The 12,774-nt window shown below is 67.8% G+C and carries 13 protein-coding genes; 10 read left to right on the top strand and 3 right to left on the bottom strand.

The genetic code is table 11. The features are described from left to right. Position 1 precedes the first annotated feature (1 nt). Positions 2 to 361, bottom strand: coding sequence for a DUF6412 domain-containing protein (locus ACFWUR_RS03480; RefSeq protein WP_378901217.1), 360 nt, complete (start codon positions 359 to 361; stop codon positions 2 to 4). Positions 362 to 574: 213 nt separating this feature from the next. Here ACFWUR_RS03480 and ACFWUR_RS03475 point away from each other — a divergent pair, with 213 nt between their 5' ends. Further along, positions 575 to 1,303 (top strand): TetR/AcrR family transcriptional regulator, encoded by a 729-nt coding sequence (locus ACFWUR_RS03475; RefSeq protein WP_378901214.1) that lies wholly within the window; start codon positions 575 to 577, stop codon positions 1,301 to 1,303. Positions 1,304 to 1,355: 52 nt separating this feature from the next. Here ACFWUR_RS03475 and ACFWUR_RS03470 read toward each other — a convergent pair whose 3' ends face one another. Then, the gene (locus tag ACFWUR_RS03470; RefSeq protein WP_378901211.1) at positions 1,356 to 2,537 is read right to left on the bottom strand and encodes a DUF418 domain-containing protein; all 1,182 of its coding nucleotides are present in this window, start codon (positions 2,535 to 2,537) and stop codon (positions 1,356 to 1,358) included. Positions 2,538 to 2,676: 139 nt separating this feature from the next. Here ACFWUR_RS03470 and dop point away from each other — a divergent pair, with 139 nt between their 5' ends. From dop to pafA, 5 genes are all read left to right on the top strand, one after another. Next, positions 2,677 to 4,176, top strand: a complete 1,500-nt coding sequence (gene dop, locus ACFWUR_RS03465; protein ID WP_378901210.1) for a depupylase/deamidase Dop — start codon at positions 2,677 to 2,679, stop codon at positions 4,174 to 4,176. 119 nt (positions 4,177 to 4,295) lie between these two features. Beyond that, on the top strand, positions 4,296 to 4,490 hold the full coding sequence (locus tag ACFWUR_RS03460) for a ubiquitin-like protein Pup (RefSeq protein WP_019047503.1): 195 nt from the start codon (positions 4,296 to 4,298) through the stop codon (positions 4,488 to 4,490). Next, positions 4,487 to 5,332, top strand: a complete 846-nt coding sequence (gene prcB / locus ACFWUR_RS03455; RefSeq protein ID WP_378901208.1) for a proteasome subunit beta — start codon at positions 4,487 to 4,489, stop codon at positions 5,330 to 5,332. Before ACFWUR_RS03460 ends, prcB begins: the two co-directional genes overlap by 4 nt. Continuing rightward, the gene (prcA, locus tag ACFWUR_RS03450) at positions 5,329 to 6,096 is read left to right on the top strand and encodes a proteasome subunit alpha (protein WP_378901206.1); all 768 of its coding nucleotides are present in this window, start codon (positions 5,329 to 5,331) and stop codon (positions 6,094 to 6,096) included. The genes prcB and prcA overlap by 4 nt, the downstream gene beginning before the upstream one ends. 165 nt (positions 6,097 to 6,261) lie before the next feature. After that, positions 6,262 to 7,620: a Pup--protein ligase gene (gene pafA / locus ACFWUR_RS03445; RefSeq protein WP_194824832.1), complete on the top strand. Its 1,359-nt coding sequence runs from the start codon at positions 6,262 to 6,264 to the stop codon at positions 7,618 to 7,620. 93 nt (positions 7,621 to 7,713) lie between these two features. Here pafA and ACFWUR_RS03440 read toward each other — a convergent pair whose 3' ends face one another. Next, positions 7,714 to 8,349 (bottom strand): TetR/AcrR family transcriptional regulator, encoded by a 636-nt coding sequence (locus ACFWUR_RS03440; protein WP_378901203.1) that lies wholly within the window; start codon positions 8,347 to 8,349, stop codon positions 7,714 to 7,716. A gap of 129 nt (positions 8,350 to 8,478) precedes the next feature. Between ACFWUR_RS03440 and ACFWUR_RS03435 the strand changes: the two genes are divergently transcribed. Genes ACFWUR_RS03435 through pcaF form a run of 4 tightly spaced genes read left to right on the top strand, consistent with a single transcriptional unit; the run spans position 8,479 to position 12,769 of the window. After that, positions 8,479 to 9,630, top strand: a complete 1,152-nt coding sequence (locus ACFWUR_RS03435; RefSeq protein ID WP_378901200.1) for an acyl-CoA dehydrogenase family protein — start codon at positions 8,479 to 8,481, stop codon at positions 9,628 to 9,630. A 16-nt stretch (positions 9,631 to 9,646) separates the two neighbouring features. Continuing rightward, complete coding sequence (locus ACFWUR_RS03430; RefSeq protein WP_378901197.1) at positions 9,647 to 10,399, top strand: SDR family NAD(P)-dependent oxidoreductase; 753 nt, start codon at positions 9,647 to 9,649, stop codon at positions 10,397 to 10,399. Between the two features lie 16 nt (positions 10,400 to 10,415). Then, complete coding sequence (locus tag ACFWUR_RS03425) at positions 10,416 to 11,573, top strand: acyl-CoA dehydrogenase family protein (protein ID WP_378901194.1); 1,158 nt, start codon at positions 10,416 to 10,418, stop codon at positions 11,571 to 11,573. Beyond that, complete coding sequence (pcaF, locus tag ACFWUR_RS03420) at positions 11,570 to 12,769, top strand: 3-oxoadipyl-CoA thiolase (RefSeq protein ID WP_378901191.1); 1,200 nt, start codon at positions 11,570 to 11,572, stop codon at positions 12,767 to 12,769. The genes ACFWUR_RS03425 and pcaF overlap by 4 nt, the downstream gene beginning before the upstream one ends. Positions 12,770 to 12,774 lie beyond the last annotated feature (5 nt).

Raw genomic sequence — 12,774 nt, 5'->3', positions numbered from 1 at the left:
GTCAGTGGTGATCGATCCCCGGAGCTCGTGGACGTGGACGACCGGGTGCATCCGGATTGCTCTGTCGCAGAAAGGAACCACGCAATCGGCGCTGCGCCGATCGCGGCGGGCCCGCACACGCGACCCGGACGGGCGCCTGACCGCGGCCGGTGACCGCGACCAGCGCACATACCATCGCGGCGGCGACAGCACCGAACGCGAGCATGCGGGTGGCCTCGCCACCGGGCATGGTGATGAGCACGAAGGCGGGCAGCACGCACGCGAGAACCGCGTACGTCATGACCATCGCCCGTGCCTGCATGTCAGCGATCATACCGACGGCGGAGGCGGACGGCGGGGTGCTCGCGGTGTTCGTGGTCACCCCGCGAGCGCAGGCCGACCCACCGGGGCGAAGGAAGGGGCGATGACGCAGAGCGCGGGGCCGGGACAAGGCCTCGCGGGGGGAGGCGATAGGTTCGACGTCGCGACCCGGATCTCGGCGTCACCGGGGCGACATTCAATGTTACGGCGAGTAACGTCAAGATATCTGGAACGCCATGTCACGGTCAATATCGGCACGGGTATCGTTGGCCCTGTGACTGCACCATCCGCGCACGCCGATCAGAACGCCGGCGACGGTCGCGCCACCCGCTGGCACGGCCACAAGGAGCGGCGTCGTGCGGAGATGATCGACGCCGCCATCGAGGTGATCGAGGAACACGGCCTCGAGATCTCGGTGCAGCTGATCGCCGAGCATCTGGCGCTGCCCCGACCGGTGGTCTACCGCCACGTCGGTGGCCGGGCCGAACTCGACGCGCTGTCGCGTCAGCGGATCCTGGAACTGTTGCTCGCGGAGCTGTTGCCCGCTCTGCAGTCCGACGGCACGCTCAAAGACGCCGTGCGCGGCGCGATCGGCACCTACCTCGGCTGGATCGAACGCCACCCCAACCTGCACCGCTTCCTCGGTGACGCCGCACCGCAGGGGAGCGCGCCGAGCCTCAGCGGCGCCGGGCGCGCGGTGGGCGGACAGCTCGCCGACATCTTCGCGGCCACCCTGGCCAGGTTCGGTATCGACCCGGCGCGCGGGCGTCCGATGGCCTTCGGCATGGTCGGTCTCGTCGACGGTGTGGTGGCGAGTTGGCGTGCGGAATCGGAGCCGGTACTCACCACCGAGCAGGTGCAGGGCATTCTGACCGAGTCGGTGCTGTCGCTGTTCGAGGGCAACGCGCGCAGTCTCGGTGTTCCGCTGCAACGGGATTCGCTGGTGTCCGACCTGCTCATCGCACCGGACGCGGCCCCGCCGCCCGCCGAGCGCCTGCGCTGACTCGATCGGCCACTGTGCTCGACCGGCCACTGCGCTCAACCGGCCACTGCGCTCAACCGGCCACCGCGCGATAGGTTCGATTCCACAGCCACTCGACGGGCCCGCGCTCGAAACGGCGCAACCACAGGTGTGCGAAGACGATGATCGCGGCACAGACAAGTAGGTAGATGCCCACGGTGAACGGCACTCGCGCCGACTCCGAGACCCGCGCCGCCAGGCCGAAACCCCAGCCATAGCACAGTATTCCGGCGATCAGGTTCTGCAGGATGTAGCAGCTGAGCGCGGTGCGGCCGACTTCGCTCAAGCGTGCGCCGGCGAATCCGACGCGAGACCTGCGCAGGTAGAACTCGGCGACCGCCGCCAGGATGCCCAGGGCGAACAACGGTGCCGTCCCGTATCGCGTGAAGAGCAGGAGATCCCCGCCGCCCACGATGCCGACCGTCAGATCCAGCGGCGCGGCCACCCCGAATCCGATCACCATGAGCCACCGGCGAATGCGTGCGCCCTCGGGCAGGAACACGCCCGCGCGCAGCAGTCGCACACCGACCAGGAACAGCGCGATCGACATCGGGAACACGAAGACAGCCTCGAGCCGGAACATCAGCGCGTGGTCGAGCCGGAACAGCACCAGATCCCAGAAGGATCCGTCCGCGTAGGGATTCGGATCCAGCGGCGCCGGGTCGGCGCCCTCCCGCTGTGGCGCGAACGCCAGTGCGGCCGCGATCAACGTCAGCATCGTCACGTGGACCGCGGCGGCGATGATCAGCCAACGGTGTTGTGCTCGTTCGCTCGTCGCGAGGATATAGGCGACCACGAGGCCGGTGACCGCGTAACCCATCAGTACGTCGAACTCCGCGACGAACAGGAAGTTCAGCAGGCCGTCCAGGAAGAGCAGTCCCGCCCGGTACGGGTACTTGCCGGGCCACGGCCGTCCACCTCGCCGCGCCGAGGCCTGCTGGATGGCCAGCCCGATCCCGAACATCACGGTCAGCAGCCCGAGGAACTTGCCCTGCGCGAGCTGCTGGAGCACCCGTTCGGACCACATCCAGGCGTTCTCCGGGGTCGCGCCGAGCTCGTCGAGGTAGCCGATCATGCCTGCCGGACTGGTGAAGATCCAGATGTTGGTACCGAGGGTGCCCAAGATCGCGATGCCGCGCAGCACGTCCAGCGCGATCAGGCGAGCGGGCCGGGGCGCGGCGGGCGCTTCGGTGGCGGGAGCGACGGCATCGGTCATGCACCGAGTATCAGTGCGTCGACCTGCCCACCGGATCGCTCAGGAGGACCATTTCCGGGTCCTCCTCTCGGGGGACGTCCCCGGCCGTGCGCTCTCGACTTGGGACCGCTGCGCGTCCGCACCCATTAGGCTCGACGCTATGCAGCGCATCATCGGAATCGAGGTCGAATACGGCATCTCGACCCCCACGGAGCCGACGGCCAACCCGATCCTCACCTCCACGCAGGCCGTTCTCGCCTATGCCGCCGCCGCGGGAGTGCCGCGAGCCAAGCGGACCCGGTGGGACTACGAGGTGGAATCCCCGCTGCGTGACGCGCGTGGATTCGACCTGAGCCGGATGAGCGGACCCGCCCCGGTGATCGACGCCGACGAGGTGGGCGCGGCGAACATGATCCTCACCAACGGCGCCCGGCTCTACGTCGACCACGCGCACCCGGAGTACTCCGCGCCCGAGGTCGTCGACCCTCTCGACGCGGTCATCTGGGACAAAGCGGGCGAGCGGGTGATGGAGGCGGCCGCGCGGCACGCCTCGAGCGTGCCGGGCGCGCCACGGTTGCAGCTGTACAAGAACAATGTCGACGGCAAGGGCGCCTCCTACGGCACCCACGAGAACTACCTGATGAGCCGCGACACCCCGTTCAGCCACATCATCGCTGGACTGACCCCGTTCTTCGTCTCCCGTCAGGTGATCTGCGGCGCGGGCCGGGTCGGCATCGGCCAGTCGGGCGACCACGCCGGTTTCCAGCTGTCCCAGCGTGCCGACTACATCGAGGTCGAGGTCGGCCTCGAGACCACGCTCAAGCGCGGCATCATCAACACCCGCGACGAGCCGCACGCCGACGCCGACAAGTACCGACGGCTGCACGTGATCATCGGTGACGCGAACCTCGCCGAGATGTCGACCTACCTCAAGGTCGGAACGACCGCGCTGGTGCTCGACATGATCGAAGGGGGCGAGGACCTCTCGGAGTTCCAGCTGGCCCGGCCGGTCACCGCCGTGCACCAGATCAGCCACGACCCGACGCTGCGCGCCAGCGTCGCGCTGGCCGACGGCCGCGAGCTGACCGGCCTTGCGCTGCAACGGCTCTACCACGAACGCGCCGCCAAATTCGTCCAGCGCGAAGGCAACGAGGACCCGCGGGTGCTCGACATCCTCGACAAATGGGCGATGGTCCTCGACCTGCTCGAGCGCGACCCGATGGACGCGGCGCACCTGCTCGACTGGCCCGCCAAACTGCGCCTGCTCGAGGGCATGCGCAGCCGTGAGGGCCTGGGCTGGGCCGCGCCCAAACTGCACCTGATGGACCTGCAGTACTCCGATGTGCGCCTGGACAAGGGTCTCTACAACCGCCTGGTGGCCCGCGGGTCGATGCAGCGGCTGGTCAGCGAACAGCAGGTGCTCGACGCGATGACCAACCCGCCCGTCGATACCCGCGCCTACTTCCGCGGTGAGTGCCTGCGCCGGTTCGGTGCCGATATCGCCGCCGCCAGTTGGGATTCGGTGATCTTCGATCTCGGTGGTGATTCGCTGGTGCGGATTCCGACGCTGGAACCGCGCCGGGGTACGAAAGCGCACGTCGGAAAGCTGCTCGACGCTTCGCGCACGGCCGCGGAACTGGTCGAACAGCTCACCCACTGACGCGATTCGCAGCTCGACTGCGCGACAATCCGATCGCTATCGACCACCTTGTCGGATCGGCTCGGTAGGGTTGTGGGACACACACGATCATCGTGATGAGGAAGAGGAGGTCGGCTGCCATGGCACAAGAGCAGACCAAGCGCGCCGGGGGTGGCGACGAGGACGAGGGCCCCGAGGGCGTCGACGCGGCAGGGCAGGAACGCCGCGAGAAGCTGGCGGAGGAAACCGACGACTTGCTCGATGAGATCGATGACGTGCTCGAAGAGAACGCCGAGGACTTCGTGCGGGCGTATGTGCAGAAGGGCGGCCAGTGACCTCAGGTGACCCCTTGCGCCTCCACGCGGGGCGGGCTCTCTCCTCGTTCACCGAACATCTGCGCATGCACGCTCCGGACCTGTTGCCCGCCAACAGGTTTCCGGTCTCGGATCTGACCGCGACGAAGGACCTGGCGCCGCACGGCACCACCATCGTCGCGGTCACCTACCGTGGCGGCGTGCTGATCGCGGGCGACCGCAGGGCGACCATGGGCAACCTGCTCGCCAGCCGCGACACCGAGAAGGTGTACATCACCGACACCTTCTCGGCCGCGGGTATCGCGGGCACCGCGGGCATCGCGATCGAGATGGTGCGGCTGTTCGCTGTGGAGCTGGAGTACTACGAGAAGATCGAAGGCGTGCCGCTCACCTTCGACGGTAAAGCCAACAAGCTGTCGAAGATGGTTCGCGACAACCTGCCCGCTGCCATGCAGGGGCTGGCCGCGATTCCGCTGCTGGTCGGTTTCGACGATCAGATCCTCGACCTCGACCGTTCCGGCCGCATCGTGTCCTACGACGTGGTCGGCGGGCGCAGCGAGGAGCGGTTCGGCTACACCGCCGTCGGATCCGGGTCGACGTTCGCGAAGTCGTCGCTGAAGAAGCTCTACCAGCGTGGCATCGACCAGGACCGGGCCTTGCGAATCGCGGTGGAGTCGCTGTTCGACGCCGCCGACGACGATACCGCCACCGGTGGTCCCGACATGTTGCGCGGGATCTACCCGACAGCGGTGGTGATCGGCGCCGACGGTGCAGAAGAGATCGGTGAGGATCGTCTGGCCGAGATCGCCCGCGGCGTGATCGCCGACCGGGAAGCCGCGGAAGAAGGGGGCGCCGTCCGATGACGCTGCCGTATTACGCCTCGGCCGAGCAGATCATGCGCGACAAGACCGAGCTCGCCCGCAAGGGCATCGGTCGCGGTCGCAGTGTGATCGTGCTGGTGTACGCCGACGGTGTGCTGTTCGTCGCGGAGAACCCCTCCGCGACGTTGCACAAGGTGAGCGAGCTCTACGACCGCATCGGATTCGCCGCGGTCGGCAAGTACAACGAGTTCGAGGCACTGCGCCGCGGCGGCATCCTGCAGGCCGACCTCAAGGGTTACCAGTACGACCGGCGCGATGTCACCGGGCGTGGGCTGGCCAACCTCTACGCGCAGAGCCTGGGTTCGATCTTCACCGATCAGCTCAAGCCCTACGAGGTGGAGCTGTGTGTCGCCGAGGTCGGTTATCCGGAACAGTCACCCACCTCGGTGCTGTACCGGATCACCTTCGACGGGTCCATCGTCGACGAACGCGAGTACGTCGTCATGGGCGGTACCACCGAGCCGATCCTGACCCAGCTCAAGGCCGCCTACAAGCCGGGTCTGTCCTTGGACGACGCGCTGAAGGTCGCGATCGGCGCACTGCTGGCCGGTCAGCCCGAGGCCGACAAGGACAAGCGCGCCCTCGGCGAGGCCTCCCTCGAGGTGGCCACGCTCGAACAGCAACGGCCGCGCCGGGCGTTTCGCAGACTGCAGGGCCCCGCTCTGGAGTCCGCGCTCGCCGCGTCGAAGCCGAAAGCGGTGAAAGAGGCGAAGCTGCCCGAACCCGACGACGGCGCGGGGGAATAACCCGCCGTCACGATCATGATCGGGCCTGTGAACCACCGTGGTTCACAGGCCTGATCTCGTCGTGTGCGCGGAGGTCGTTCGCTGTTCGAATCGTTGTGAACACGTATGCGAATGGGATGTCAGGAGCGCCGCGCGGGCACTGGTCATGGCTGTAGTGTCGAAAGGGTGCAGCGACGAATCATGGGGATCGAGACCGAGTTCGGTGTGACATGCACCTTCCACGGTCACCGTCGGCTGTCCCCCGACGAGGTAGCCCGGTACTTGTTCCGCCGGGTCGTGTCCTGGGGCCGTAGCTCCAATGTCTTCCTTCGCAACGGTGCCAGGTTGTACCTCGACGTCGGATCGCATCCCGAGTACGCCACCGCCGAATGCGACAGCCTGGTGCAGTTGGTCACCCACGACCGGGCGGGCGAGCGGGTACTGGAAGACCTGCTCATAGACGCCGAACAGCGCCTCGCCGAAGAAGGCATCGGCGGCGACATCTACCTGTTCAAGAACAACACCGACTCCGCGGGCAACTCCTACGGCTGCCACGAGAACTTCCTCGTGGTCCGGGCAGGCGAGTTCTCCCGGATCTCCGATGTGCTGCTCCCGTTCCTGGTCACCCGCCAGCTCATCTGCGGCGCGGGCAAGGTGCTGCAGACGCCCAAGGCCGCCACGTTCTGCCTGTCGCAGCGCGCCGAGCACATCTGGGAGGGCGTCTCCTCGGCGACCACCCGCTCGCGCCCGATCATCAATACCCGCGACGAGCCACACGCCGACGCCGAGAAGTACCGGCGCCTGCATGTGATCGTGGGCGACTCCAACATGGCCGAGCCGACCACCATGCTCAAGGTGGGTACCGCCTCGCTGGTGCTGGAGATGATCGAGGCGGGGGTGTCGTTCCGCGATTTCGCGCTCGACAACCCGATACGGGCCATTCGCGAGGTCAGCCACGATCTCACCGGTCGTCGTCCCGTCCGCCTGGCCGGTGGACGCCAGGCCAGCGCGCTGGAAATCCAGCGCGAGTACTACGCCCGCGCCGTCGAGCACCTGCGCAACCGCGACCGTGATCCGCAGGTCGACGCGGTGGTGGACCTGTGGGGCCGCACCCTCGACGCGGTCGAGGCGCAGGACTTCGCCAAGGTCGACACCGAGATCGACTGGGTGATCAAGCGCAAGCTGTTCCAGCGCTACCAGGACCGCTACAGCATGGAGATGTCGGATCCCAAGATCGCCCAGCTGGATCTGGCCTACCACGACATCAAGCGCGGTCGCGGGGTCTTCGACCTGCTCCAGCGCAAGGGTCTGGCCAAGCGGATCACCGAGGACGACGCGGTCGACGCCGCCGTGGACACCCCGCCGCAGACCACCCGCGCCAAGCTGCGTGGGGACTTCATCACCGCCGCTCAGGAAGCCGGCCGCGATTTCACCGTCGACTGGGTGCACCTCAAGCTCAACGATCAGGCCCAGCGCACGGTGCTGTGCAAGGATCCGTTCCGATCGGTCGACGAACGGGTCGACCGGCTGATCGCCTCGATGTAGGCGAACCCCTCAGACGGGGGGACCGACGACGGAACCGGTGGCGCATGGGAGCGATCGCGTAGGCGCCACCGGTTCTGTTGTGTGTGGGGCGGCTCAGTCCGGGGTGACGACCGTGGCGTAGGTGGCGCTCAGGCCTGCGATGAAGGCGGTGAGCGCCAATTCGAAGCTGTCGTCGTCGATTTCGTCGGCGATCGCGCGGAGCAGGTGCGCCTGGTTCAGGTGTGGGTAGCGGTCGCGGTAGACCTGGACATCATCGGCGAAGCCGCCGGCGAACGAGCCCACCGTCGAACCCATGACCAGGTAGCGGGTGGCGGCGCCGATCATGGTGGCGTAGCGCGGTGGCCAGCCCGCACCCACCAGGCCGCCGTGCACGGCGTCGGCGGCGCGGAGGTTCTCGGCTCGTCGGCCGGGGCCGGTGGCCAGGTACGGCACGAAATTCGGGTGGGTGGCCAGCGCGGTGCGATAGCTGCGGGCCCAGTCCGCGAGGGCGCGATCCCAGCTCATGGTGTCGAAGGCCGAGGTGTCGACCAGGGTCATGATGCCGGTGGCGATGTCGTCGAACAGGTCGTCCTTGTTCGGATAGTGGCCGTAGAGCGAGGCGGCCTGCACGCCGAGTTCGGCGCCCAGCTTGCGCATGGAGACCTCGGCGAGCCCGTCGCGGTCGATCAGGACCAGCGCGGCGTCGCGAATGCGCTCACGACTCAACAGCGGTACGCGCGGCCTCGCCATGCGGCACTCCAATCTCTGGTCGGGAATCGAACGGTATCACCGATGCCGAAACCACCCCTTGATTAACCGAACGGCGTTAGGATACGGTGCCCGGGTAAACCTAACGCCGTTTGGTTCAGGAGTGGTTCCGTGGATTTCCAGCTCACCCCCGCGCAGTCCGACCTGCGCGACCTCGCCCGCGCATGGGTGGACAAGGAAGTCGTGCCCTACGCCGCACAATGGGATCGCGACGAATCGGTGGATCCGGCGATCGTCGGCAAACTCGGCGCGCTCGGCTTCCTCGGCATCGGGATCGCCGAGGAGTACGGGGGCTCGGGCGGCGACACCTTCGACTACTGCCTGCTGCTCGAAGAGCTCGGCCGCGGTGACAGTGCGGTGCGCGGCATCGTGTCGGTCTCCCTCGGCCTGTTCGGCAAGTCGATCGCCGCGTACGGCACCGAGGAGCAGAAGCGGCAGTTGCTGCCGGGGATCTGCGCCGGTTCGCTGGTCGGTTGTTTCGCGCTGACCGAGCCCGGGACCGGCTCCGACGCGGCGAACCTGGACACCCGCGCGACCCGTGACGGATCGGACTGGGTCCTGTCGGGCACCAAGATCTTCATCACCAACGGCACCTGGGCCGATCACGCGCTGGTGTTCGCGCGGACCGGCGGGCCGGGCCCCAAGGGCGTCACCGCGTTCGTGGTGCCCACCGACGCACCGGGCTTGGGCCGGACCGAGATCAAGGGCAAGCTCGGGCTGCGCGGCCAGGCCACCGCCGAAATCGTCCTCGACGGCGTTCGGGTGCCCGACGCGCTGCGCCTGGGTTCGGAGGGGCAGGGCTTCCGTATCGCGATGTCGGCCCTGGACAAGGGGCGCATCGGCGTCGCGTCCGGGTGCGTCGGTGTGGCCAGGGCCTGCCTCGAAGCCGCCGTGCGCTACGCCGGTGAGCGGGAGCAGTTCGGCAAGCCGATCGCCGGCTACCAGCTGGTCCAGGAACTTCTCTCCGATATCGCCGTCGAAACCGACGCCGCGCGCCTGCTCGCCTGGCGCGCCGCCGATCTCGCCGACCGCGGGGAAGCGTTCGGTACCGCCGCGTCGATGGCGAAGCTGTTCGCCTCCGAAGCCGCGGTCTCCGCGGCCAACAACGCGATCCAGGTGTTCGGCGGCTACGGCTACATCGACGAATACCCCGTGGCCAAGTACCTGCGCGACGCGCGCGTGCTGACCCTCTACGAGGGCACCAGCCAGATCCAGAAACTGCTCATCGGGCGCGCCCTCACCGGCGTGAACGCCATTGTCTGACACAGGAGTACGACCCATGTCCCAGAGAACAGCCTTCGTCACCGGGGCGGCCCGCGGTATCGGCGCGGCGACCGCGGCCCGCCTGGCCGACGACGGATTCGCCGTGGCCGTCGTCGATCTCGACGCCGACGCCGCGGCCTCGACCGCCGAGAAGATCACCGCGGCGGGCGGCACCGCGATCGGCCTCGGCTGCGACGTCGCCGACGAGGCGCAGGTGGCCGATGCCGTCGCCCGCACCGTGGCCGGCCTCGGCTCGCTCGATGTGCTCGTGAACAACGCGGGCGTGCTGCGCGACAACCTGCTGTTCAAGATGTCGGTCGAGGACTGGGATCTGGTGATGGCGGTGCACCTGCGTGGTGCGTTCCTGTGCAGCAAGGCCGCGCAGAAGCACATGGTGGACAACGGTGGCGGCGCCATCGTCAACACCTCGAGCGTCTCGGCGCTCGGCAATCGTGGCCAGGCCAACTACGCGGCGGCCAAAGCAGGCATCCAGGGCCTGACCCGCACCCTCGCCATGGAACTGGGCCCGTTCGGGATTCGCGTCAACGCCGTCGCCCCCGGATTCATCGCCACCGAGATGACCGCGGCCACCGCGGCCCGGATGGGCGTGAGCGCCGAGGAGCTGCAGGCGAAAACCGCCGAGATCACCCCGCTGCGGCGGGTCGGCGTGCCGGCCGATATCGCGAATGTTGTCGCGTTTCTGGCCTCCGACAATGCCGGATTCGTCACCGGACAGACCGTGTACGTCGACGGCGGACGCCGTCTCTAGATTTCGGAGAAACATCATGCAGAGAACAGTTTTCAACGAAGAGCACGAAGCATTCCGCAAGACCGCGCGCGCGTTCATCGAGTCGCAGGTCTCGCCGGTCTACGACCAGTGGTACGAGGCGGGCATCGTGCCGCGCGAGTTCTACAGCAAGCTGGCCGACCTGGGCGTGTTCGGGATCGAGGTGCCCGAGGAATTCGGCGGCGCCGGCATCGAATCGTTCAAGTTCCAGGCGATCCTGGTGGAGGAAACCACCCGCGCCGGAGTGTCTTTCGGTGGCTCGGGCGTGCACGTCGGGCTGTGCCTGCCGTACCTGAAGAACCTCGCGACCGACGAGCAGAAGCAGCGTTGGCTGCCGGGGTTCGTCTCGGGCGAGATCATGTTCGCGATCGCGATGACCGAGCCGGGCACCGGCTCCGACCTCGCCGGAATGCGTACCACCGCGCAGCTGTCCGAGGACGGTACGCACTATGTGCTCAACGGCTCGAAGACTTTCATCACCGGTGGTGTGCACGCCGACCGGGTGATCGTCTGCGCGCGCACCGCCCCGGCATCGGACACCGATCGCCGCCACGGGATCTCGCTGCTCGTCGTCGATACGAAGTCGCCGGGATACGCGGTGGGCCGCAAGCTCGACAAGCTGGGTCTGAAGGTGTCCGACACCGCGGAGTTGTCTTTCACCGACGTCGAGGTTCCGGTGTCGGATCTGCTGGGCGAGGCGCACAAGGGCTTCAGTTACCTGGGCCAGAATCTGCCGCAGGAACGGCTCTCGATCGCCCTCGGCGCCTACGCCCAGGCCAAGGCGGCGATCCGGTTCACCCTCGAATACACCAGGGGCCGCACCGTTTTCGGTCAGCCGGTCGCGCAGTTCCAGAACACCAAGTTCGAACTGGCCGCCTGCCAGGCCGAGGTCGACGCGGCCGAGGCCGTCGTCGACCGGGCCCTGGAGGCCCTCGACCGCGATGAGCTCACCCCCGCCGACGCGGCCTCGGCCAAACTGTTCTGTTCCGAGGTGGCCTCGCGCGTGATCGACCGCTGCCTGCAACTGCACGGTGGCTACGGCTACATCAACGAGTACCCGGTGGCTCGCCTCTACGCCGACAACCGGGTGAACCGGATCTACGGCGGCACCAGTGAGGTGATGAAGATGATCATCGCCAAGGACATGGGCTTGTGACGGGCACCGCGTATCTGGTCGACGGTGTGCGAACGCCGTTCGGCCGGTACGGGGGCGCACTGGCCGGGGTGCGTCCCGATGACCTTGCCGCGCACGCGATTTCCGCCCTGGTCGAACGGCTTCCTGGCGTGGATTTCGACGCGGTCGACGATGTGGTGCTCGGTTGTGTCAACCAGGCCGGTGAGGACAATCGCAATGTCGCGCGGATGGCCGCACTGCTGGCGGGCCTGCCGGTGACTGTGCCCGGTGTGACGGTCAACCGGCTGTGCGCTTCGGGTCTGGACGCGGTGGGTTACGCGGCCAGGGCGATCCGGGCCGGTGACGCGGACCTGGTGATCGCCGGTGGTGTGGAATCGATGACCAGATCGCCCTATGTTCTGCCGAAAAGCGGTGCACCCTGGGATCGGTCGGCTCAGCTCGCCGACACCACGATCGGCTGGCGGTTCGTGAATCCGCGGATGCGCGAACGGTACGGCACCGACACGATGCCCGAGACCGCGCAGAACATCGCCGACGAGTACGCGATCACGCGCGCCGATCAGGACGCGTTCGCCGTGCGCTCGCAGCAGCGGGCCGCGGCGGCGATCGCCCGGGGCAGGCTGGCTCGCGAGATCACCGCGGTCCCCGTGCCGCAGCGTCGTGGCGAACCGGTACTCGTCGATCAAGACGAGCATCCGCGCGAGACCAGCGCGCACGCGCTCGCCGCATTGCGGGCGGTGGTACCCGGTGGCTCGATCACCGCGGGAAATTCCTCGGGGATCAACGACGGCGCCGCGGCGCTGCTGCTGGCTTCCGAGGATGCCGTTCGCCGGTACGGTCTCACACCGCTCGCGCGAGTCGGGGCGGTGTCGGCGGCGGGCGTAGCACCGCGGACCATGGGCATCGGTCCGGTCCCGGCCGTCGAAAAACTGCTCGCTCGAACCGGTTTGGGCATCGACGAAATCGATGTGCTCGAGCTCAACGAGGCCTTCGCCGCGCAGGCGCTCGCGGTTCTGCGCGGGCTCGGCCTGCCCGACGATGCTGATCACGTGAACCCCAACGGTGGTGCGATCGCGCTCGGTCATCCGCTCGGTGCCAGCGGTGCGCGGCTGGCGCTCACCGTCGCGCTCGAACTCGCCGAACGCGATGCCCGCCATGGGATCGCGACCCTGTGTGTCGGTGTCGGCCAAGGTCTCGCCGTCCACCTCCACCGCTGAACGGT

The organism is Nocardia sp. NPDC058633, from assembly GCF_042717045.1.
Taxonomy (GTDB): domain Bacteria; phylum Actinomycetota; class Actinomycetes; order Mycobacteriales; family Mycobacteriaceae; genus Nocardia.
Note: the sequence above shows the minus strand (reverse complement) of the source record. Positions and strands in the feature narration are given on the sequence as shown.

Bases quoted from the DNA above. Each gene is read 5' to 3' on its own strand.
- prcA (WP_378901206.1), top strand. From the start codon at position 5,329: ATGACGCTGCCGTATTACGCCTCGGCCGAGCAGATCATGCGCGACAAG.
- dop (WP_378901210.1), top strand. From the start codon at position 2,677: ATGCAGCGCATCATCGGAATCGAGGTCGAATACGGCATCTCGACCCCC.
- ACFWUR_RS03440 (WP_378901203.1), bottom strand. From the start codon at position 8,349: ATGGCGAGGCCGCGCGTACCGCTGTTGAGTCGTGAGCGCATTCGCGAC.
- ACFWUR_RS03425 (WP_378901194.1), top strand. From the start codon at position 10,416: ATGCAGAGAACAGTTTTCAACGAAGAGCACGAAGCATTCCGCAAGACC.
- ACFWUR_RS03430 (WP_378901197.1), top strand. From the start codon at position 9,647: ATGTCCCAGAGAACAGCCTTCGTCACCGGGGCGGCCCGCGGTATCGGC.
- ACFWUR_RS03470 (WP_378901211.1), bottom strand. From the start codon at position 2,537: ATGACCGATGCCGTCGCTCCCGCCACCGAAGCGCCCGCCGCGCCCCGG.
- ACFWUR_RS03460 (WP_019047503.1), top strand. From the start codon at position 4,296: ATGGCACAAGAGCAGACCAAGCGCGCCGGGGGTGGCGACGAGGACGAG.